The organism is Blastopirellula marina, from assembly GCF_002967765.1.
GTDB classification, from domain to species: domain Bacteria; phylum Planctomycetota; class Planctomycetia; order Pirellulales; family Pirellulaceae; genus Bremerella; species Bremerella marina_A.
This window is the reverse complement of the sequence record NZ_PUHY01000004.1, coordinates 145,614-167,795: the sequence shown is the minus strand read 5'-3', so window position 1 is coordinate 167,795 and position 22,182 is coordinate 145,614. Positions and strand designations below refer to the sequence as shown.

Genomic DNA, 22,182 nt, shown 5'->3' with positions numbered 1-22,182 from the left:
AGGGTTCGGCCCTCGCTTGGGAAGGGGGAAAGCGCGAACCATTAATCGGAAACAGATCCGGTAAACCGCTACTGACTCGTCTCGGACACTGGGCCCAGTTTGCCCTAGTTAGGACTCGTGGAGCCTGCGTATAGTGATCCAGCATCTTACTGGTTTTGGCACTTCCCGCTAGATCACTTGGGATTGCCCGCGCACATGTCGAGAGGGGAACGTCAGCTTAAGCGGCTGCTGAAATTCCTGGTCCCACCACAATGGGACGTCGCGTCGGAAGAATGAGAAGATGGATCGTCTTCATACAATTGCGGGAACAAAATCCCTGTAAAGGCTTAACTGGTCAATAGTTAACACCGGCCAGTGGCTCCCAAAAGTTACTCCCCGACCCTTAGAAGGGACCATGAAGTGTTAAGGGATGGCTAAGTGCCCTAACCACTCTGCTCTCATACTGTATACCAAGGCCCTCAGATGGGGAAGGCGAAAATTTCACCGTTTTTTTATCATTGCGGACAACCCCCTCGATGAATCCAGGCGGCTTTTGATCTTGAGACGTCCTAGGCAGCCAGAGGGTTCGCGCGGGAAGTCAATCTCTGGAACCGAATCATTTGGCAGCAGAAAGCTGTTCGTCGAGTACTTCTTCTAATGAGTCCAGATCAGACTCTGTGAATCCCATTTTCGCGTAGACGACTTTGCCGTCAGGGGCAACAACAATTGTCCTTGGAATTGCTTCCTTCGCAAAGCGTGAATAAGCGCTTCGCTGCGGGTCGGCGGCCATGGGAAAGGTGAAACCATGCTCTTCGCGAAACGCTCGCACGCTTTCGTCCGTCTCTTCCCGACCGATGACGATCAGGCAGAAACGATCGTCTGCTTTGTGTTTTTTCCAAAGTTGTTCAACATGCGGAAGTTCCGTTATGCAGGGACCGCACCATGTGGCGAAAAAGTTGATCAGTACGACCTTACCCTTGGCTTCAGTCATGCTGAACGATTCTCCGTCGATGTCTGTCAACGCAAACTCTGGGGAAACGTCTCCCAAAAAGACGTAGGTCGACTCGCGGAATCGCTCTTCCCTAGCCGCATTGGCTAGGGCCATTTGCTCTCTTCCCAAGGCAGGCAGATAAACTCCAAACAGCATGAAAAAATGGAAGGCGAACGCAAACCCGATTCCCCCTAGCGAGAGTAGTAGCCGAATCACGTGACCACGACGCTTAGGAGTCTTCCAGCGAAGAATCATGAAGACGAACGAGAACATCGCTCCCGCCAAGCCGAGAAGTAGGAGGGCAGCGTTGAATAGAGCGATGCTGTTGTATAGATCTTGGCTCACGGCAAACTCCGACAAAACCATAGGCTGTATCAACTTCCTATTCGGTCAGAGCTTCGCGATATTGCTCAATAATCGCCTATCGTTTCGGTTCGAGATACGGCTGACGTTTCTCGTACAGCGCCAAGCGATGTTGCAGAAACGGCTTCTCCGAGCGGGGCGCCGCCTTGATCGCTTCACCCACACGCTGCTGGGCCGTATCGAACTGCCCCATCGCGGCTTCTGCGGCGGCCAACGTATCGTAGAAGCGGAAGTCAACAAATTCAGTTTGGGCGATGGCTGCTTTTGCAAATCGCAGCGCTAATTCCGGGTTGCGGAACGTATCGTCAGGACAGGTTGCCAGGATCCACGCCAGCCCTTGCTGAGCTCGTGGAAGATCTTTTGCAAGCGTCAGGGCTTTCTTGTAATCGAGAATGGCCTCTTTCCAGTAGCCAAGGTCGCTGTAGGCGTCGGCTCGATTGGAAAGCACCAAGGCATTTTCCGGGGCTAACTTAATCGCCTGACCGTAAGCGATCATGGCTGACTCGTAGTTCTCCAGCCGGTAGAAGCAATGCGCCTGGCCCGTCATCGCCCCAACATCCTTTGGATTGGACTTCAGCACTTGCTGATAGGCCTGGAGGGCGGCCGAGAACTTTCCAACTTCGTACAACATTTCTGCCTTGTTGTACAAAGCGGTGTCGTATTTCGGATTCAGTTTGAAGGTCGTATCAAAGTCACTAAGTGCTTTTTCCGTTTCTCCCAAGACCGCGTAACTGAGCCCGCGATTATGCACGGCTTGCCAGTGCTTGGGGTTCTTTTGCACGGCCAGAGTGTAGTCGGTCAAGGCAGCTGCTTCCAACTTACGGATTTCTGCCGGATCGTCCGTTTCTAGAGAAGCCGCTGAGAAAAGCTCACCTCGCTTGTTCCGCGCCCAAGCTTCCAGGTTATTGAAGTATTCGACCTGCGCGGGAGCAAGGTCCAGGTGACTAGACGTCCCACAAAGTTCGACAATCTGGGTAAGTTCATCTTGGGTTTTCGCAGTATCGCTCAGCTTGGCAGCTTCGGTGATCAAAGCCTTGACGTCCTGGGCAAAACCAAGCGAAACGCTTGCCAATACGATGCAACCGACCAAAGCTGTTTGGAGATACGTCTTCTGCATGACCAGAAATCTCGTCGCGAAAATGTAGAATCCCCAGCAGGGATACCAAACGGGAACCGGCGGCGAATGTAGCGAGTTCGCCGAGAGAGGGATAGAGCGATTCGGACGAGTGATAGCATCCGTAGCCGGTGTTCGCTAGAAGGAACGCCACCGGGAGATTGGCCAGTAGATTTCCGAAACAACGCCGATAATGTTTTCCTTGGGCAAACCATACGGATGATGCACATCATCGTATTGCTCTTGCCAGACGCGGGAATCAGCGGAATTGTACGTATTGTCTCCTAAAACGAAATACTCGTCCTCGCCCAACTTGGCCGGCTTGTCCACATTTCCCCACAAACGAACATGTCCTGGCCAATCCGTCTCGAAACTATCAGCGTAAGAGAGTCCGTTCAACGCTGGCGGGAGAACTAGTTCCTTACCGTTGGCATAAACCGCGCCATCTTGAATCGTGATCGTTTCGCCGGGAAGTCCGACCAGGCGCTTAACAAATAACACGTCCGGTTCAAAGGGAATTTTAAAGACAACAAGGTCCCATCGCTTAGGCTTCCGAAACTTCGACACCAACACCCGATCGCCCGAGTAGACTTGCTTGTCAGGGGTTGGCGAAGCTGTGACGTGAAAGTTCTCGCAGATCATATCGAACTCGGTATTCTCGTCAGGCATGGGGCTATTTGGAGAAATACCGCCGTAACGTGGGGCTCCGCATTCTTCACAAACCGAGCTCAAGTGCCGACCAAGGATTGTTGGTGCCATCGAAGACGCCGGAACAACAAACGCATCGAACACGAACGGTTTGAAGAGATAGACCGTCAACATCAACGTAGCGGCCGGCCCTAAAAAGGTCGGCAAAGCAACCTTGATCGAGCGCGCGACCGGGATGCGAATGATGCTTGAAATCGCCAGTACGGAAACCGAACCCCAAAGGCCTGCTTGAACAAACCAAGCGACAAGCGAGGCAACGTTTGGTGGCATATTCGCTTTGGCCATCTGCATCACGAAGAGTGCGTTTAATATCTGCGCACCAAACACGGCGACAATTGCTGCTAATGGAATTCGATAACTCTTGAAATCGGTCACATCGGCCAGGGAAATTCCGAGGCGACATAGCAGACTCCAAAAAATCAATGTGAGCAGATGAAGGGCAAGAAAGAGTGCTATGGCCATAAATACATGATGGGGAACTAGGGGCGGGGCGGAGTAAATCTCGAGGGCATAGCCTGTCGTTCGATTGGTCTGGGGGAGCCAAATCGAACTTCGAGATTAACAGGGCGTTTCAATTCTTCGTGTCGCGGAGCATATCGATCTCGGCTTGTAGTCGGGCCGCCTTCGCTTGATAAAGCTGACTTACCTCGCCTGTGCCAGATTCAACGCGTTTCGCTACGCTTTTCTCGAGTTGTCGCAATGCTTTTATGCGTCGTTCATGAATCACCTGGCGAGCGGTGATGTTCGAGACAAGTTCCAACTCGGCGTTGGCTAATTCGGCCTCCGCTTCCAACACTTCGTGCACCAGACAAAGTCCGGCTTGATAACGCTGCATGGTCGCTTGGTGAGCCAACGACAAGGTTTCGCGACGTTCTTGAAGCAACGCGTCGAGTTTGCTCAGCACTTCGGCTGAGGGAACGTCCTGCGCCTTAGCATCCTGTTTTTCTTGAGCGAAGGCATAGAAACTCACAGCAAAAACAATCATCAAAGCAACCAACGTGCGGTTCTTCGCGTGCATTACCTACAAGCCCCACCTCAAGCCAAGAACGAAAATAGCCCCGTCATTCAACGGGGCTATTCTACCACCAAAGGGGTGTTTTTCCCAGTATTCGTTACTGATAGCGACGGAGGATCTCGCGATAGTTCTCTTCCGTTCCCTTGAGGTACTCGATATAGGTCTTCAGAAATCGTACTTTGACCTTCATCAAGTCCTCTTCCAAAGTACCGTCGCTTTTCATCGACGATTCCAGGCTTTCTTGCCATTCTCGAAGTCGAATCATGCGGGTCTTCAGCGATTCGCGTCCTTGAAGATCGAACTCAGCATCGGCTAGTTCAGACTCAGCATTTAATGCGACGTCGATTCCGACGGTGCCGTTGTCGTATTTCGCCCGAGTGACGTGATAAAACTTGTCGAGAATTCCGAAACGTTCCCGCTTCATCTCATCAAGCCGAGTGGTAACTTCGGAAAGGTGGCCCATCCACTTGTCACGTTCCGCTTGGCGAATCTCAGCACCCTTTTTTCGGAGGGCTGTGTTTGCCTTGAAGAGCTTTTCACGTAACTCGTTCGCGTGTTGCTGTTCGCGCACGCGATCTTCTGTGATGGCGCCTCCGCTTCCCAGGCTCGATTGATCCTTCAACTCGTCTTCGAGCTTCGCGATCAGCGACTGAAGTTCCTCGAAGCCCATTTCGTCATACGATTTAGGCTCGGCGACCTTCGGTTCCGTTTCGACCTTCGAGACCATCTCGGTCTTCGATTCCGATACGGCTTCCTGTTCCGCTGCGAAGGCCGACGGTGTGGCGACGACCAAAAGTAAAATAAACGGTGAGATGATTGGGGGTTTCATCCATCTGACTCCCATGGCTACGCATTAAAAATCTGCTGGCCATCTATCAGCGTAGCAAATAGCGTTTGTAACCACCAAGATGAAATACTCTTTCTGCCTATTCGTGAGGATAGGTCATCTTCCAGGGGTCGAGTGCATCTTCTAGGGCTGCTGGGTCAATTTCTCCCTGTTCTTCGGCAAGTTCGCGAATAGTTTTTCCGCTAGCAAATGCTTCTTTGGCCATTTTCGCCGCTTTATCGTAGCCAATCAGCGGGTTAAGGCTGGTGCACATTGACAAGCTTTGCTCGACCGCCGCGTTGCACTTGTCTTCATTGGCTTCCATTTCAGCGACACAGAATTCGACGAACGCATCGCACGAATTGGCCAGCAGGTGGATGCTTTCGAGAACGGTGTGTCCCATGATCGGCATCATGATGTTGAGTTGGAAGTTGCCCCCTGCGGCACCGGAAAGTGCGATACAGCCATCGTTGCCGATGACTTTGGCGGTGGCTTGCATCATGCTTTCGCTCATCACGGGATTGACCTTGCCCGGCATGATACTGCTACCTGGCTGACGCGTTGGCAATGCCACTTCGTAGAAGCCACAACGTGGGCCGCTACCCAACCAACGGATATTGTTGGAAAGGTTGAAAAGGGTCGTCGCAATCGACTTCAGTTCGCTATGGCACTGCACCAGACCATCACGATTTGCGGCCGCTTCAAAGTGATTCACGGCTTCGATGAACGGAATGTCCAAACCCTCAGCGAGCGCGGCACAAACCTTTTCTGAGAATTGCGGGTGCGTATTGATGCCGGTGCCGACCGCGGTACCACCAACGGGAAGTTCCAAGACGGCATCCAGAGCAATCTTGGCTCGCTTGACCGAGAGCTCAATCTGGCGAGCAAACCCGCTGAATTCCTGACCAAGCCGCAGCGGCGTAGCGTCCATCAGGTGAGTGCGACCGATCTTAATGATCTTGTCCCAAGCCTTGGCTTTCTCGTCGAGCGAGTCGTGCAACTTCTCCAGCGCAGGAATCAAATTCGATTTGATCTGCATCGCCACAGCCACGTGGATCGACGTGGGGAACGTGTCGTTAGTACTTTGTCCCATGTTGACGTGATCGTTCGGATGGATCGGTTTGGCAACGGCCAATCGATCGCCTCCCATAATCTCGATCGCTCGATTGCTGATCACTTCGTTGACGTTCATGTTGCTCGAAGTGCCGCTACCAGTCTGAAAGATGTCGATGGGGAACTCGCCATCGAGCTTTCCTTCGCGCACTTCCACGCAAGCCGCCAACAGCGCTTCGACCTGCTCGTCTTTCAGCGGATTCTTACCAGTGCCGGTCAATTTACCGAGATCCCGATTGGCGATCGCACAGGCATATTTCACCCACCCCATCGCATGAATCAGGGCCGGCGGCAATGTCCAACCACTAATTGGAAAGTTCTCGACCGCCCGCTGCGTTTGGGCGCTGTAGTAGGCGTTAGCAGGGACCTTAACTTCCCCCATCGAGTCTTTTTCAATTCGGAATTCGGACATCTCATTCAGCCTTGTTGGACGGTGATATGTGGGTGCTAGCGTTGCGGGTTATCGGCGAGATTTGCCACAGAGAACAGTGGGATAACCGAGGGTAGCTCGAAGAAAGAAAACGCAATCCCGGATTAATCGAATTGCGCCGATTAGATGGATAAAGAAGTGGTTTGATTCCCCATCTGGAAATCAATTTCCGTCCATGAAATCAGCCAATTCCGAGTATTTCGAGTCCTTCGTCAGCTCTCCATGTTGCCAAGTCACTCTGGGGCAATTTTGTCGACTAGCAAAAATGTTCTAGCAGTGAGAGTTAACCGACATTCTAAGACGGTTTGAGTGAGGGCGAAAGAATACCTTTGCGAGGGGTCAGTCGTCGAAGATCCCTTCCCCGAACTTTCGAGGGCGAGACGCATCGGAATGAATGGATGCATCCGCCGAACGGCTATGCGGTCCCTTGAGTTTTGACGAGTCCTCGCTGCGTTCGATCGATTCCGACGTCGTCTCCTGTCGCATGGAATCCTTGTTGGACGAGTTAGAATCGTGGTCGTCGTCGTGCTCGTAGTCTTCACCTGCATCGGTGAAGTAGTCGTCATATTTCGAGCGATACCCGGGACGTTTCGCTTCCTCGATCTCGTTGTGGTACTCGTCGATCACACGCGTTTGAATCTGTTCGCGACACTCCGAATTGATCGGATGAGCAATATCGGCGTACAACTTCGCTCGTTGATCGCTGCCCCGTTCGACGTGAGGCTGCTTTAGCTTCATTCCGCACTGGTTACAATATCCGGCGCGTAAGTGGTTCTTACAGCCGCAGTTCGGACAATGGCCGGTCAACTTCCGACTTGGCATGGCCACGAACGGCCCGTTCGCGCCCTCGATGATCTTCAGGTCGCGTATGACGAATGCATCGTCGAAGGTGATGGAGCAGAACCCCCGCAACCGATCGCTGGAATCTTCCATCAGTTTGATGCGGACTTCGGTGATTTTCACGGTTGCTAACTCCAGGTCGTTATGGCGCGGCGTTAATTTCTGAGGGCCCGGATTCCACAGGTAGTCACAGCGAATACCATGCCGACGTTCGCGGCACGCAGGCGAGCAGCAACTTGCAATGCGTGAGGTCGATTACGGCAAATCGCGAAGTATCCAGAACCGCTGCCTGACATTTGATGGGCAACGACATCTAATTGTTCGCACAAAGTGGCCAGTCGGTCGATTCTCGGCGAAAGTTCTCTTGCTGGCGAACTGAGTCGATTCGTCAGTTTTCGAGGGATCGATGTCTGTCGATCGGACCGCAGCGCGGACATTAGACCTTCCGCCGACTCCGGCGAATGCGGAATCTGACATCGCCGGAAAACCTCTGGCGTCGAAAGCCCACCTGCGGGTCGAATCAGCACCAGGTCGAGTCGCTTTCCTTCAAAAGCTTCGATCTTCTCACCTCTTCCTGTCGCAATGGCCTGCCCACTTCCGAGCTGCCCGGCATGCAGAAAGAAAGGGATATCGCTTCCCAACGCGGCCGCTAGATCGCTAAGCCGCTCGATCGAGCATCCCAAACCCCAAGCTTGATTGGCCGCCACCAAGGCCGCGGCTGCATCGCTGGACGCTCCGCCGAAACCAGAAGCGGATGGAATGCGTTTACGTAAAACGATCTTCGCACCGCGCGGGACACTTTCTTCGGATTGGAGTAGCTTCACAGCTCGATACACGAGGTTGCTTTCCATCGGTGGAAGGTCGCCCAGGAATTGGGCAGGGTCGTCCCATTGGTTAGCTTGAGCCATCTGGCCAATTTCCCAAGCGCAATCTAGCTCGATCGTTGGCTCATCTTGCGGAGTGACTTCAAGTCGATCAAATAACGAAACCGCAATCATCACGGTTTCCAACTCATGAAAACCGTCCGGCCGTTTCCCGAGCAGTTCCAGAAAGAGATTGATCTTCGCCGGAGCTAGAACGGACACCTTAGAGGCCAATCGTTGCAACAACATCCGTGCCACCCTGCCGATAATCAGTGCGGCCTCATCCCATTACAACGCTACGTGCGAACGTGTTTCAAGCAATTTGTGGGAGAGAAAGCCGCGTGAAGCCAATTCGCTGTTCAATATGATCTGCACACAACCTATCGCGATTATCGCGTGTTAACGCAATTTATCCCCCCCTCCAGGCTCGGTCAAGGTAAATCGCCGGCGTTTCACAACCAAGGCAAACTCAGCTCGGCATGCCCCAATTTTGTGGGCATCAATCGATATTTCTGACTCGCGATTTCACCCCCCAATTTGATAACGCCTGCGAAGTGTTTCTTCGGAGCGTTGCCTCACAACTTTCGAGAACTGCCCAGTTTGCCCTGCACGCGATTCGCTTTGTCCACTAAAATCTTCCCTTTCCCCTTGGCGTAACCGGACTTGCAGCATGTCAGACCCTCGAATCAACGCGATACGACACTTCTTTTGTGGCTTGGCGATGGGTGCAGCCGACGCCGTTCCTGGAATCAGTGGTGGAACGGTTGCCCTCGTATTGGGTATCTACCGCCGCTTGGTCGATGCAATCAGCCAAGTCAACGTCGAGGCCTTCACGCTGCTGCGAAAACGGCAATGGAAAACCTTGGCCGAGCGTTTCGACCTGTGGTTTCTGTTGGCTTTGGGCGGAGGTATCGTTTGCGGGCTGCTGACCTTCGTCGTTTTATTGCATGAACTAATCGGGGAACCCGATCACCCTGCTCGAACGCAGCCGTTAGTTTACGCGACCTTCTTTGGGGCGATCGCGGCATCGGGCTATTTGGTCACACGGATGATCCACCCGAAGAGCACACAACACGCAATCTTGTGTATTGTCTTGGCGGTGGCAGGCGGCGCATTCGCTTACTGGCTGACTGGTCTTCCGGCATTCGACGAATTCACCACCGCGCCCAATCCAATCATTTCATTCCTGCTTGGAGCGATCGCGATTTGCGCGATGATCTTGCCGGGAATTAGCGGTTCGTACTTGTTGTTGGTGTTTGGTGCCTATCATTACTTTAGCGGCGTCCCTAAGGCGCTTGCCAAGGGGCAATTGGTAATGGGGGATCTCTTCGCGTTCGCCTGTTTTGCGATAGGTTGCCTCGTCGGGCTTCTCTCCTTCAGCAAGCTGCTGAAGTGGCTACTGCATCAGCACGAAGCGATCACACTCTCGCTAATGGGTGGCTTCATGATCGGGGCACTACGAAAGCTGTGGCCCTGGCAGCCGGATGCTCCTATCGAGAATCCAATTTCCAACGAAACGGCCATTTGTTTCACGCTGATGATCGTGGCCGCAATCGTCGTCGTCGCGGTCGACTTCATCGCCCGCCCCAAAGCGGAAGATCCGCTCTAAATTCGAAATCTCCAGCGGCGAGGCATCTCCACGGCTTAACCCGTTGCCGAGAAGCTCGCTCACGAAAAACAAGGGGCATTTGTAGAATCGTTCAACGATTTCAGAGGATCTGCCTATCGATCAGAGAAGGTAGCCACGTAAAATGAGGGGCAATGCGCGGCTAGGCTCCTTGTCCCTGCTTACCACGAGAATAATTGTCATGCGAATACTTATCGGCTTGTTCCTCGTCACTCTCTGCGTTTCGCCAGCGATCGCAGATTCGTCCAAGTCATCTGATTGGCCGCAATGGAATGGAGTGAATCGTGATGCGGTCTCTTCCGAAACGGGTCTTCTGCAAGAGTGGCCTGAAGGTGGCCCGGCTTTGGCCTGGAAGGCAACCAACCTAGGTGGAGGTGATAGCGCTCCAGCGATCGCCGATGGTCGTATCTATGGTATGAGTAATCGCGGGGACGACGAAGTCGTGTGGGCTTTGTCTGAGGCCGACGGCAAAGAGTTGTGGGTCACCAAGATCGATAAGGCATACGAACAACGGATGCCACAATCGAAAGAGGGTCCTGGTGGCACGCCGACGATCGATGGCGACCACATGTACGTGATGGGCATGGAAGGGGATGTCACTTGCTTGAAGGTTGCCGACGGTGAGATCGTCTGGCAACGTGACTTGCAAAAGGACTTCGGCGGTATTGTGCCCATGTGGAGCTTCCGAGAATCACCGCTGATCGACGGCAGCAAGGTCATCGTCACGCCAGGCGGTAAAGATGCGACCATGGCGGCTCTGAACAAAAAGACCGGCGAGACGATTTGGGCAACCAAACCTCCAGCAGAAGAAGCTCAACCAGCCCCCGAACCAGACGAAGAGAGCCGACCGCAAGGTCGAGGCCGTCGCGGACGAGGTGGCTTTGGAGGCGGACCACGTGCTGGTGCGGGTTACTCGTCAGCGATCATCGTTGAAGAAGCTGGCAAGAAGCAGTACGTTCAGCTGACCGCCAAAGCATTGATCGGTGTCGACGCTGAAACAGGCGAGCTTATCTGGCAATACGATCGCCCGGCCAACCGCATGGGCATTAACTGTACGACTCCCGTTTTCAAAGATGGCCTGATCTTCGCGGCTTCGGCCTACGGTAACGGCGGTGGCGCTGTGAAGTTGAAGAAGACCGACAATGGCAAGATTGAAGCGGAAGAAGTTTACTTCACGTCGAACATGCAAAATCATCATGGTGGCTTGATCGTCGTTGATGGTTGCCTGTACGGTGCCAACGGTGGCAATGGAGGCGGCTTCCTTTCGTGCCTCGATTTCCAGACTGGGGAAGTCTTGTGGCGTGATCGCAAAGCTCCGAAGGGATCGCTGGCGATGGCCGATGGTCGTCTTTATCTCCGTTCGGAAGAAGGCCCGATCTTGCTGATTGAACCGAACAAAGAAGAGTTCGTTGAAAAAGGTCGCTTCGACCAACCAGATCGAACTAGCAAACCAGCGTGGGCACATCCTGTGATCGCCAACGGAAAGCTGTACATTCGCGACCAAGGCACATTGTACTGTTACGACGTCAAAGCGAATTAGCCATCGCTTTGCCCACGCAAACCTTTCTTGCGGTATCGTTCTATGCATCAACGGCAACTTGGCCCAAATAACCTTGAAGTCTCGGCACTTGGTTTAGGTTGCATGGGTATGAGTTTCTCGTACGGATTGCCGAAAGACAAACAAGAGATGATCTCCTTGCTCCATTTCGCCGTGGAGCAAGGAATCACTTTTTTCGATACGGCTGAAGTCTACGGTCCGTTTACCAACGAAGAACTTGTCGGCGAAGGACTCGCACCCTATCGCGATCAAGTTGCCATCGCCACCAAGTTTGGCTTCGACATCGAATCTCGCAAGGTCGCCAAGGAAAACAAGATATCTCCGAAGCTCGACAGTCGTCCGGAACATATCCGGGCGGTCGCCGAGGCCTCTTTGATGCGTTTACAAATCGAATCGATCGATTTGTTCTATCAGCACCGAGTTGATCCAGCCGTGCCGATTGAAGACGTGGCTGGCACCATCAAAGAACTGATTGCCGAAGGTAAAGTCAAACACTTCGGTTTGTCAGAAGCGGGAGCGGCAACGATTCGCCGCGCTCATGCTATTCAACCAGTTACGGCGCTGCAAAGCGAGTATTCCCTTTGGTGGCGAGAACCAGAGGCGGAAATCTTTTCAACATTGGAAGAGTTAGGTATTGGTTTTGTCCCTTTCAGCCCACTGGGACGCGGCTTCCTCGCCGGGGCAATCGACGCCCACACAACTTTCGAAAGCACGGATCTTCGCAGTGCATTGCCGCGATACTCGCCCGAGAATCTGAAAGCAAACCAAGCGTTCCTCGAACTTCTTAAGGACCTAGCGGCCACGAAGAAGGCGACACCTGCTCAGATTGCATTGGCGTGGATTCTCGTCCAAAAGCCGTGGATCGTTCCCATTCCTGGTACCACAAAGCGTCACCGCCTGGAAGAAAACATCGCGGCTGCCTCGTTGAATTTAACCAAAGAAGATCTCAGCGCGATCGATGCCGGCCTATCGGCGATTACCGTGCACGGAAATCGCTATCCCGCAGCCATGGCGGAAATGACCGGACGATAGCGAGATTGCGGCAACAAGGACGAGCAAGTTTTTTAAATCGGTCGACTCAGCTTCGCAGCAGCCACTTTGCCGACCTGAACCGCAGCGCCCATGTTGGCAATTCCCGGCCCGGTATACGACTTGCCAAGTGGCAAGATCATTGGCTCTTCAAATGGGCGGTACGGAACCATCTCGGCAATCTCATCCAGACGCGCGCGAATATCCTCAGGAAGCGGCCCCTGGTTCACCGCCGCCACACAGGCCTCAAGCTGATCGATCGTCTTACAGCCAATCGGAATGGTATGGATGCGAGAATCAGAAACCGCAAATCGCAAACATAACTCGACCGCCGACATGCCAGCTTCGTCGAGCAACTTGACGTACGCCGCAAGCTGCTGCCTTCGTGCCTCCGCCAGCCAAACCTTGTCCGACTCGGTCAAACCTTGCGGGCAACGCGTTAAGAATCCCTGACCAAAAACCGATCCCAGCACGACTCCCATGTTCAGCGACGTCGCCGCAGGAATCACCGTGGAGGCAGCTTCCCGGAAAAGAGCGTTGTAGTTAAATGCTGTGAGGACGACGTCAAATTTGTCCTGATTCACCAGGTAGGTCATTTCGCTTACCGTGGTACCGGCGAGCCCAGTGTAACGAACCTTACCTTCACGCTTGAGCGATTCCATCAACTCAAGCACCGGACCTTCCAATGGATCGTAACTGGTCCACCAAGCGTATTGCTGAGGACGATCTGGCTCGTGGATCATCAAAATGTCAACGCTCTCACGTCCTAACAGTTGCAGGCTCTCTTCTAGTGACTGACGAAGCCCGGCCACGCTTTGTGGATCGAATGGTGTTGGACGTCCACCCAGCTTGGTGGTGATTATCAGGGGAGCGGAAAGCCCATCGATCGCCTTTCCAAGCGTTGCTTCGCTATCCGCGTAAGCAGGTGCCGTATCGACCGCGTTGATCCCTAACTCGGTTGCACGGTGCATGATCCGCTTCGTTTCCGATACACCATACGCGAGCGAGGAAGTATACAGTCCGCCAATCGAGAGCAAACTAATATCGAGACCGGTTCGGCCCAGGGTTCTTGTTTCCATAATGTTGTCCGAGGAGAGAGAAGGACATGGGAAGGAGGGGAGGTGAATCGCGACATGCCCATGGATGTTCGCACTTTGGTTGCGTCGACCTACGAGATTAACGGATCACGCTGGCGTTTTAAACAAGTGCCGATCGTTGGTGAAGTAAGCAACCGACGAATCACATAAAAACTTGGGCGACTTGACGAACTCTTCCCAATCGATCATCGTATCGATTAACAAGTGTCTTTGGTCGGACCCTGTTTTTCCATTTGTTTCCCCCCGAGTGACGAACGTCTCCCGTGGTATTGTTGTTCCGACCACTTTTAGTTCTTGTTCTTTGCGGCATGCTCGCCGCGGGACATGCGCCGGCTTGGTTTCACCTGGCGACGTGTACGGATGTGTGCTCCTCGCACGGTCCTACTTCGGCTTCGTATTCCCATGCCGAATCATTGGCCTCCAGCGGATGCGGCCATCATCATTGTTGCCATCACGCTGGCGATCGCTCGGAATTGGCTGCGAATTCTCAAGAAGAATCGCCACACGATGCGCCATCTCGCGAACATCATCCCGATGGCTGCGTGGTTTGCCAGTCTTTAGCTTTGGTCGCAGCGATCACTTGGCTTAATCCGGTGGCAATAAGCCTTGAACCGGCCCTGGAACAGATCGTTCAGCGAACCGATTCTCCTAGTTGCGACCAGCCGGTCGCGATCTCTCAGCCCCGAGCACCACCAGCGACCATCTAGTCAGCTTGCGGCTCATTTTGAACAAGGCCTCGTCGTTTCTCACGGCGCATGTCCGGCACCGTCGGTCAACGCGTAAGGGGAGACATGTCGAGCGCGTTCGAAGACAAGTCGTCGCTGCTATCTAACAACGAAACTCGCTGTGCATGCGGGCAATTGCCCCTCCTTCGAGCTGACTGCCTCGGTCAGTCAGCGTCGTCAAGCGAATGGTTCCGCCGCCTACTCCATGGCCGTGTACCCGGTCCGACCAAATCCGATCGGCTGTGGCATGGCGGCGGAATCTCTTTCACTTCACGACGTCCTGACGCCCGCTCCAGCAGCGTGTCGCACATAAGCTCCCAATTCAAAGTCGCTGAGGTCGGGCGAAACCAAATACGGTGCGCGCCGACCGATCGTTCCGTATTCGATCTTTCCATTAGCCAAAACAAACGACGAATCATGAAAACATACCGAACCGCCTTCACCCTAGTCGAACTTCTGGTGGTCATCGCGATCATCGGGATTTTGATCTCACTTCTGTTACCGGCCGTGCAACAAGCACGCGAAGCAGCACGACGCATGCAGTGCACTAACAACATGAAACAGTTGACGCTGGCAATGCACAATTACGAATCGACCTTTAAACAGTTCCCCCAACCTGCCGAGGACTCGCTATATGGCTACTCGGCTCAGGCCAAGCTCCTTCCTTACATCGAGCAAGGCAATCTCGAAGACCTGATCGACTATACACAGCCGCTGCTCTCCGGGGTCGCCTACGATCCAGACCTAAACCCGAATCTGGTGAATGTGGTTCGCCAGCCTTTGAGTGTGTTGCAATGCCCTAGCGACCCAGGCGATCCCTTCTCGATTGAAGATGGCAACGTCTGGGCGGGAACCAACTACATGATGAATGCTGGCCCCGGCAGCGGGATGTCTTACTGCAGTCGCTCAGACACCGACGGTCTATTTTGGCGTGGTTCTAACACGCGATTCCGTGACATCACCGATGGAACGAGCAACACAATCGCAATCGCGGAAACGCTTTACGGCCTCCGCGGAGACGACACTGCGGATCTCATCGATGCAAGCAAACAAATCAAACGAGTAAGCGGTGGAGGACCGTGCTCGGCAACGGCCGAATCATTGGTAACCCGCTCGGCAACACGATACGAAGGGCGTCGCGCCGGCCAATGGATTCGGAACATCACGTACCAAACGTTGATCAATGCCTTCTTCCCACCTAACGCCCGAGAGCCTGATGTTTCGCATCACGGCGAGGCCATCTCTGGGGCCCGCAGCCACCATCCTGGCGGCGTAAATGTTTCACTTTGCGATGGCAGTGTCCGCTTCGTAACTGAAACGATCGATCTGGCTACGTGGCGGAATTTACACAACCGCCACGATGGCCAGGTACTCACCGGCTTCTCGCAGTGACGAATGCTAAGGAGAATTTTGATGATGCGATCTAGCTCGAAACAAGATTGGCTCTTGCGATTTACCTGGCTAGTCGCCGCATTCCTTGCCAGTGAAGGTTGTGGCCCTAGCCCGGTGACGCAAACCCAGGAAGTCGCTTTACCTGATTCATTTGAGATTGAAGGAACGACTTGGACGCGACAATCCTGGTCGGACAAGCATGATCACTCGCTTGGCACGTACTTTAAAAAGCACGTACACCTGGCCGAGAACCCAGCATTTCAGGGCACGCGTGTCTGCTACACGAACGACCTCGGTACGCATCGCTGCTACTGGGTAGCGGCCGTGGGAGATTCCAGCCGCTGGATCGCCTTAGAGTTTAACGGATCTAAGTTCAAGCCGGTCATGGAAGGGCAGGGGGTGCCGTTCGATAAGCTTCAACCGAAAGGTAAGCAGTAATGTCCGTCGCCTATGAACTCTTACATACACTTTCATCCAACGGCGAGGCGGCGATGCTGGCAGTCGTTTGTCTGGCCACGATGCTGTCGCTGGTCTCAGGCATGTTGTGGGCTCGACAGTGGTACTTGCTCGTGGTTTCACTAGGCCTAAACGCGCTGACTGGATTTCTCGTAAATCCGTTAGCCGACTCTCGATCCGCGCTCGACCTGCGGATGATGCTGATGGGACCTGACGTACTGCTTGCGGCGTGCGTACTACAGATCTTGCTGGCCGCGGCAAGCTTCACAATCGGCTTGCATCTCGTCGCCGAGCCAAATCGAGAACGCACGAAATTAGCGATGTCGATCCTTTACTGCGTTCCACAACCGGTCTTCGTTTTATCGATGTTACTGGTGGAACAACATTGGTTATCGCAGCAACTTGGCGCGCGTCCGGAATGGATCGGGATGCTGGTGCCTGGCATCATGCTTTCGGTCATCCTTTCACTGATCGTAGTCGGCCTCTTCTTCCGCCAATTAACCTTGGCTCTACTTCACTTTGCTTCGGCAGCGACCGTAGGCGTAGCGAGCACCTTGTTCGCGACCACCGCGAGCTCACTTCCGACCGGCGATCAGGCAGAACTAATCACACACGCGCTGACCGGCCTGGGACCGGCGCTGCTGCTGGGCATGGTATGCCTGGCAGTTGGCATGGCCTGGGAACGCCAGGCCATCGCCCGAAGTCTCGATCAAATCCCCACAGGAAAATCATGAATACGGTAACGAATCTTTTTTACGTTCTTTCCAACGCATTGCTCATTCCAGTGATGATCCTGCTGCTGATCTCGCTGGTTCGTGTGCTGATTCAATGTGGCCGAACTTTGCAAGAGTTCGTCGCACGAAATCGTGAACAGCCCCATCGACGTCAACTGGAACAAGTCGCCGTGAAGGATCATCCCCTTGAAAAGTCCCTTTCCACAACGGGCCCGCTCGGCCGATCACTTGGCCGTCTCACCGCGGCCAATGACACGATCCCGGGCCTGGCTTACGCCCTTTCGCAAATCGAACTGGAATGGCAGAAGTCTCTCGATCGCATTCGTGGCCTGATCAAACTTGGCCCCAGCTTGGGACTAATGGGAACGCTCATTCCGCTCGGTCCAGCACTGGTTGGTTTAGCCGTTGGAGATATCCAAACGATGAGCAACAACCTGGTGATCGCCTTTTCGACGACCGTGCTCGGGCTATTTATCGGTATGGTCGCAGGCTGGCTCGCCACGGTCAAAAAGCATTGGTACCAAGCTGACTCGGCCCTGCTTAACCTCCTAGCCGAGCGAATGAGCAGCAGTGATGAAGATCGTCTGCGAACCATGATCGAGCAAGAAACCGCTTCCGTGGGTGAAGACCTTTTGGCAAAGGAGTCGGTCCATGCCTAAGCATTCAACACGCCCGACATCCACACCATCAACTTGGAGTCAGTATCGTCTTCGAAACAAGGCCTTGCCGACCTTCGCCACCGAAGAGGAAGACGATCCCTTAGCAGGCATGGCCAACTTGTTTGACGTCGCCATGGTCTTTGCCGTGGCATTGATGGTCGCGTTGGTTTCGTACCTGCAGGTGCCGGCGCTGCTGCAAGAGAACGACTACACCGTGATCACCAACCCCGGTACGCCTGAGATGGAAATCGTCGTCAAGCAGGGTGAGGAGATCAAGCACTACGAGGCGTCCCAGTCGCAAGGCGCCGGTCAAGGAGAACTACTGGGGCAAGCCTATCGTCTGCCCGATGGCCGCGTGATCTACGTCCCCAGTGATGAAACCTCTCCACCGCAAGAGTAACAGCCACTTATTCAGGAAGTTCGAGCGATCAACACAATGAAGAAACTAGCGATCTCCGCGATGCTTTTGCTGCTGGCCTTCGGCGGTGGACTCTGGGCTTACTACGAATACCTACGTCCATTTCGATTGGCGATGGTTGGGTTCTCTGATAGTGAATTCGCCAATTGGGAATCCGCCTTACGTGAGACCCCTTACGCCCTGCATCGTTATGATGACGCAGGAATCGATACAGCGCCACTTGAAAACTACAATCTGGTATTCGTTCGTGGTCAAGGACTGAACCTATCGACAGAACAAGTCACGCGGATCCAGCGAGCCAAGAAACGCGGCACACACTTTTATATCCGAACGGCAACCAACGCCCTCTCCGAGCAACAAACGTCGGTACCGGTGCCGCACCGCGAACAGATCGCTGAATATCTTCAACATGGCGGTGACGATAATCTTCTGGGCATGGCGCATTACGCGGCGCACCATCTTGGTGGACGTGAAGTTGCGGTTCCTGATGTCGTTCCCAAGCCTCAGTTCGGTCTCTTTCATTTGGGTGACGAGGTCTTTGCCACAAAGGATGCATTCGAGAAGCATTTGGCTTCTCTTCCCATGAAGAGATCTACTGAGCAACCCAAGGTTGTTTTGATGGGCAACTTCATGGACCCACAAGATCGATTAAATCGTGGTCCGCTTGATGCAATGATTGAGGCATTGGAAGCTGGCGGTGCCAAGGTCTATCCAATCTTTGGTCGCGCGGAATCGTTTGATCTGGTGCGAGAGGTCAAACCAGATCTGGTGCTGACGTTTCCGCACGGTCGACTCTCGTATGGAGACGAAGGAATCCACTTCCTATCGGACCTCAATTGTCCCGTCGTCAGCGCGCTTCCGCTGCTTACCAGTCGCGAAACATGGCTGGCCGACGAACGGGGAATGGAAGGAGGCTTCATGGGGCAATCGATCACCGCTCCCGAACTGGACGGTATCATCGAACCGCTTGTGGTTTCTTCGATGGAAGCAAACGAACGTGGTCTCACAGTTCGCACGCCATTGGCAGATCAACTCGACGCACGCGTTCGTTTAGTACTCAATTGGCTGAAACTGCGTCAGAAGGAAAACGCTCAAAAACGACTTGTCATCGTCTATTACAAGTCCCCTGGCAACTCGGCTTTATCGGCTGGCGGCTTGGAGGTTGCTCCCGCATTGTGGAATACCCTGAAACGTCTAGAGCAAGAGGGTTACGACCTCGGCGGTTCTTTGCCCGAAACGCCTGAGATGTTGTTTGATCTGATTCAACAGCGGGGCAAAACGCTCGGACAATGGGCGCTCGGTTCCTTCGAGACCTTCTTAAGTGAATCCGAGCCAGAACTTGTCCCGGCCAAGCAATACGCGAAATGGTTTCGACAAGTACTTTCTCCCAAACGCCAACAAGAGACGATCGACCGCTGGGGCAATCTGCCTGGTGATCGCATGGTGACGAGTGTGAAGGGCAAGCCTCACCTGGTGATAAGCCGCATCCAACTTGGCAACGTCGTAATCATGCCGCAGCCAACCGTTGGTGGAGGCGAGGAAAACGAAGACGAAATCAGTTCGATCCATGGCACCGATCAGGCCGCGCCTCACTTCTACCTGGGAGCTTACCTGTGGGCACGCTATGGCTTTCAGGCCGATGCGATCATGCACTTTGGCACGCATGGATCGCTTGAGTTCACGTACGGCAAGTCGAACAGCCTCAGCCAAGATTGTTGGCCACACATTCTTATCGGGGATCTTCCCCATATTTATCCTTACGTAATCAACAACGTCGGGGAAGCGCTCGTCGCCAAACGTCGGTCGAATGCGGTAATCGTGTCGCACCTAACGCCTCCCTTTATGGAAGCGGGTCTCTATGGAGACTTGTCTTTACTACACGATAAGATTCACGATTGGGAACAGATTGAAGATCCGCTTTTACGGGAAGAAACACTTCGATCGGTGACACAATTGGTCAACGAACTAAATCTAGCTGATGACCTTGGTTTTCCCAAGGATGCCTTAATCGATCGACTTTTAACCGAAGAGGAACTAACGGCAGTTCACAACTATGTCCATAAACTGAAGGATCAAAGCGTCACCGACGGTCTACATGTCATTGGCCGCGAATTATCGGACTCGCAGGTTCATCAAACGGTAACGGCCATGCTCGGCGAACAAGGTGTCGATCAACTACTCGCATGTCTCGGCGTTAACAACTCAATTGATGCGATGGAATATCGTCAACAACTCGCGATGCAGTTCGTCTCAGACGTTCTCGCGGGTGAACTAAGCAGGGACAAGCTTTTCACCGCAGAACAAATTGCCGCCATGCGGCCTCAAGATCCCCCAGACTCGCAAAAACAACCAACCGATGGAAAGTCTGGGGCAACCAATACGAAACCAGCATCCAATCATCCGCAACAGGACGATCCAAGAGAAAAACCGACGAAAAAACCCGCGGCTGGCGAAAACCTGGCTCCCAGTTCACAAACATCCAGCGAGAAAAACACCAAACCTCCGGTCTGGAAAACAGCCGAGGAGTTTAAGAAGCTGGTCAGTGACGACCAAGAGCTTCGCCGAAATCTTATTGATCTGGTCGATTCCATCGAACAAAACTCGGCCAATCTAAGACAGTCTCCTCAGGTTGAACTTGAATCGATCATTCGCGCCCTTGGCGCTCAATACATCGCGCCTTCGAGCGGCGGGGATCCCTTGGTCAATCCATCGTCGGTACCCACCGGCCGAAACCTTTATTCGATTAACGCCGAGCAAACTCCCACGCCAGAGGCATGGCGAGTCGGCGTGAAGCTGACCGACGAGTTGCTGACTGCGCACCGGGTCCGGCACCACGGGGATTACCCGCGCCAGGTGGCAATATCGTTATGGGGTGGCGAGTTTATTCGAGGCAAAGGGACGGCGATTGCCCAGATCCTGTACTTGATGGGAATGCGACCAGTCTGGAACTCGCGTGGCGTTGTGTACGACATCGAAGTCATCCCAGACACGGAGTTGGCACGCCCACGTGTCGATGTCCTTGTCCAAACGTCAGGTCAGTTTCGCGACGCTGCTGCGTCGCGCATTGCATTGATTGATAAAGCCGTACAAATCGCGAGTGGCCTCGAAGCAGGGGAGTATCCGAACTTCGTTCGCCAAGGAACAGAAGATGCCGAGCGAACGCTCAAGTCTCAAGGCATCTCACCGAAAGACGCTCGCGATTTCGCGACCGCGCGAATCTTCGGTTCCGCCGCCAACAGCAGCTACGGGACGCAGATCATGGGCATGGTCGAGAAAGGGGACTCATGGGGAAATCCGAAGGAAGTTGCCAACCGATACATCAAGAACATGAGTGGCGTCTACCGCGATGGGGGTCGCTGGGGTACTGTCCTGCCCGGCCTGTTGGAAGCCCAGATGAAAGATGTTGACGCCGTCGTTCATCCCCGCTCTTCAAACACTTGGGGACCGCTATCGCTGGATCACGTTTACGAATTCATGGGTGGAATCACGCTGGCCGTTCGCGAAACTACCGGCAACGATCCGGACGGCTACTTCAGCGATCTTCGTCAGCCAGGCCGTGCCAAGGTAACAACCTCGGTCGGTGCGATTCGGGAAGAGGCACGGACATCGCTCTGGAATCCTAAGTTCATTCAAAGCATGCAGCGCGAGGGCCCTTCGGCAGCGGCCTCTTTCACCGAAACTGTCCGTAACATGTATGGTTGGAACGTGATGCAGCCCTCGGCAATCAGCCAGGACATGTGGAACGAAACCTACCAGGTTTACATTGACGACAAACATGATTTGAACATGCGCGAGTACTTTGAAGATAAGAATCCGTATGCTCTGCAAGACTTAACCGCTGTGATGCTGGAAACAGCCCGCAAGGGTTACTGGTCGGCCGATTCCCAGCAACTGGAAACACTGGCCAAACTTCATACGGAACTCGTGGCCGAATTCGGGGCGGCATGCTCCTACGAAACCTGCGGCAACGGTAAGTTTCACGAATTCCTCCAGCAGCAACTCCCCTCGTCCGAAGATCCCAATCGCGTGAAAGCGTTGGGCGACTATCAACTAGCGTTGGCTTCCGCGCTGCAGCCAAGTCAGACGGCACCGGAGGTGAAGGGCATTGAAATGAACGAAGTCGACCAGGAGATTGCGGAGACGGAACAACCATCTCCACAAAATCCAATACACGTGGTCTGGTTGAGTCTGATACTCGTCTCGCTGTCTGTTTTCGGCGGTCTTTGGAAGCAAGCTCGCTAGACA

19 protein-coding genes are annotated in these 22,182 nt (G+C 53.8%); 10 read left to right on the top strand and 9 right to left on the bottom strand.

The window, feature by feature from the left end; translation table 11 throughout:
• Positions 1–595 precede the first annotated feature (595 nt).
• From C5Y83_RS02120 to ispE, 8 genes are all read right to left on the bottom strand, one after another.
• Positions 596–1,315: a TlpA family protein disulfide reductase gene (locus C5Y83_RS02120; protein ID WP_233207042.1), complete on the bottom strand. Its 720-nt coding sequence runs from the start codon at positions 1,313–1,315 to the stop codon at positions 596–598.
• Between the two features lie 76 nt (positions 1,316–1,391).
• A complete protein-coding gene (locus C5Y83_RS02115; RefSeq protein WP_105328001.1) occupies positions 1,392–2,450 on the bottom strand; it encodes a tetratricopeptide repeat protein in 1,059 nt (352 codons plus the stop codon).
• A 135-nt stretch (positions 2,451–2,585) separates the two neighbouring features.
• Positions 2,586–3,530 (bottom strand): signal peptidase I, encoded by a 945-nt coding sequence (lepB, locus tag C5Y83_RS02110; protein WP_158262193.1) that lies wholly within the window; start codon positions 3,528–3,530, stop codon positions 2,586–2,588.
• Positions 3,531–3,726: 196 nt separating this feature from the next.
• The gene (locus tag C5Y83_RS02105) at positions 3,727–4,173 is read right to left on the bottom strand and encodes a hypothetical protein (RefSeq protein WP_105327999.1); all 447 of its coding nucleotides are present in this window, start codon (positions 4,171–4,173) and stop codon (positions 3,727–3,729) included.
• A 94-nt stretch (positions 4,174–4,267) separates the two neighbouring features.
• Positions 4,268–4,999, bottom strand: coding sequence for a hypothetical protein (locus C5Y83_RS02100; protein ID WP_105327998.1), 732 nt, complete (start codon positions 4,997–4,999; stop codon positions 4,268–4,270).
• 97 nt (positions 5,000–5,096) lie between these two features.
• Entirely contained in the window at positions 5,097–6,521 is a 1,425-nt protein-coding gene (locus C5Y83_RS02095) for a class II fumarate hydratase (RefSeq protein ID WP_105327997.1), read from the bottom strand.
• Positions 6,522–6,878: 357 nt separating this feature from the next.
• Positions 6,879–7,502 carry a SpoVG family protein gene (locus tag C5Y83_RS02090; protein WP_105327996.1) on the bottom strand — a complete coding sequence of 208 codons (624 nt, stop codon included), beginning with the start codon at positions 7,500–7,502 and terminating at the stop codon, positions 6,879–6,881.
• 32 nt (positions 7,503–7,534) lie between these two features.
• Positions 7,535–8,491 (bottom strand): 4-(cytidine 5'-diphospho)-2-C-methyl-D-erythritol kinase, encoded by a 957-nt coding sequence (ispE, locus tag C5Y83_RS02085; protein ID WP_105327995.1) that lies wholly within the window; start codon positions 8,489–8,491, stop codon positions 7,535–7,537.
• A 421-nt stretch (positions 8,492–8,912) separates the two neighbouring features.
• Between ispE and C5Y83_RS02080 the strand changes: the two genes are divergently transcribed.
• The 3 genes from C5Y83_RS02080 to C5Y83_RS02070 all read left to right on the top strand — a co-directional run bounded on the left by C5Y83_RS02080 (position 8,913) and on the right by C5Y83_RS02070 (position 12,459).
• Positions 8,913–9,851, top strand: coding sequence for a DUF368 domain-containing protein (locus tag C5Y83_RS02080; RefSeq protein WP_105327994.1), 939 nt, complete (start codon positions 8,913–8,915; stop codon positions 9,849–9,851).
• 199 nt (positions 9,852–10,050) lie between these two features.
• Positions 10,051–11,409, top strand: a complete 1,359-nt coding sequence (locus C5Y83_RS02075; RefSeq protein WP_105327993.1) for a PQQ-binding-like beta-propeller repeat protein — start codon at positions 10,051–10,053, stop codon at positions 11,407–11,409.
• Between the two features lie 42 nt (positions 11,410–11,451).
• Entirely contained in the window at positions 11,452–12,459 is a 1,008-nt protein-coding gene (locus tag C5Y83_RS02070) for an aldo/keto reductase (RefSeq protein WP_105327992.1), read from the top strand.
• A 32-nt stretch (positions 12,460–12,491) separates the two neighbouring features.
• On the opposite strand, the gene C5Y83_RS02065 is transcribed toward C5Y83_RS02070, so the two are convergent.
• Entirely contained in the window at positions 12,492–13,535 is a 1,044-nt protein-coding gene (locus tag C5Y83_RS02065; RefSeq protein ID WP_105327991.1) for an aldo/keto reductase, read from the bottom strand.
• 378 nt (positions 13,536–13,913) lie between these two features.
• Here C5Y83_RS02065 and C5Y83_RS02060 point away from each other — a divergent pair, with 378 nt between their 5' ends.
• The 7 genes from C5Y83_RS02060 (at position 13,914) to C5Y83_RS02035 (ending at position 22,179) form a co-directional block, all read left to right on the top strand.
• Entirely contained in the window at positions 13,914–14,114 is a 201-nt protein-coding gene (locus C5Y83_RS02060) for a hypothetical protein (RefSeq protein ID WP_105327990.1), read from the top strand.
• A gap of 581 nt (positions 14,115–14,695) precedes the next feature.
• Complete coding sequence (locus C5Y83_RS02055; protein ID WP_105327989.1) at positions 14,696–15,670, top strand: DUF1559 domain-containing protein; 975 nt, start codon at positions 14,696–14,698, stop codon at positions 15,668–15,670.
• Positions 15,671–15,691: 21 nt separating this feature from the next.
• The gene (locus C5Y83_RS02050; RefSeq protein WP_105327988.1) at positions 15,692–16,108 is read left to right on the top strand and encodes a hypothetical protein; all 417 of its coding nucleotides are present in this window, start codon (positions 15,692–15,694) and stop codon (positions 16,106–16,108) included.
• Complete coding sequence (locus C5Y83_RS29295) at positions 16,108–16,860, top strand: hypothetical protein (RefSeq protein ID WP_158262192.1); 753 nt, start codon at positions 16,108–16,110, stop codon at positions 16,858–16,860. Before C5Y83_RS02050 ends, C5Y83_RS29295 begins: the two co-directional genes overlap by 1 nt.
• Positions 16,857–17,519 (top strand): MotA/TolQ/ExbB proton channel family protein, encoded by a 663-nt coding sequence (locus C5Y83_RS29290; protein WP_158262191.1) that lies wholly within the window; start codon positions 16,857–16,859, stop codon positions 17,517–17,519. Before C5Y83_RS29295 ends, C5Y83_RS29290 begins: the two co-directional genes overlap by 4 nt.
• The gene (locus C5Y83_RS02040; RefSeq protein WP_105327986.1) at positions 17,512–17,919 is read left to right on the top strand and encodes a DUF2149 domain-containing protein; all 408 of its coding nucleotides are present in this window, start codon (positions 17,512–17,514) and stop codon (positions 17,917–17,919) included. Before C5Y83_RS29290 ends, C5Y83_RS02040 begins: the two co-directional genes overlap by 8 nt.
• A gap of 36 nt (positions 17,920–17,955) precedes the next feature.
• Positions 17,956–22,179: a cobaltochelatase subunit CobN gene (locus C5Y83_RS02035; protein ID WP_105327985.1), complete on the top strand. Its 4,224-nt coding sequence runs from the start codon at positions 17,956–17,958 to the stop codon at positions 22,177–22,179.
• The last annotated feature ends 3 nt before the right edge of the window (positions 22,180–22,182 follow it).